Source organism: Allobosea sp. ASV33 (assembly GCF_016428755.1).
Classification (GTDB): Bacteria; Pseudomonadota; Alphaproteobacteria; order Rhizobiales; family Beijerinckiaceae; genus Allobosea.
Genome location: NZ_JAELTI010000314.1, coordinates 1 through 308, shown reverse-complemented (window position 1 = coordinate 308; position 308 = coordinate 1). Strand labels below are relative to the sequence as shown.

The following is a 308-nucleotide window of genomic DNA, read 5'->3' as shown; positions in this document are numbered from 1 at the left end:
CCCCCCCCCCCCCCCCCCCCCCCCCCCCCCCCCCCCCCCCCCCCCCCCCCCCCCCCCCCCCCCCCCCCCCCCCCCCCCCCCCCCCCCCCCCCCCCCCCCCCCCCCCCTTTTTTCAAGCAGAAGACGGAATACGAGATCGCGCCTAGAGTCTCGTGGGCTCGGAGATGTGTATAAGAGACAGGCCCCAGCCTGATCGGCTTCGGCGGCGCGCCGCTCGGCGATCTCTATGGCCATCTCGACGAGGTCACGGCGCAGGACACGGTCCGTGCCGCGCTCGCGGCCGGCATCAACCTCCTCGATACCTCGCC

1 protein-coding gene is annotated in these 308 nt (G+C 76.0%); it reads left to right on the top strand.

Annotated features, from left to right (window positions below; translation table 11 throughout):
- Nucleotides 1-189: 189 nt before the first annotated feature.
- Nucleotides 190-308, top strand: a 119-nt coding sequence (locus JHD80_RS29340; protein ID WP_199093862.1) for an aldo/keto reductase, incomplete at its 3' end; no start/stop codon positions are given.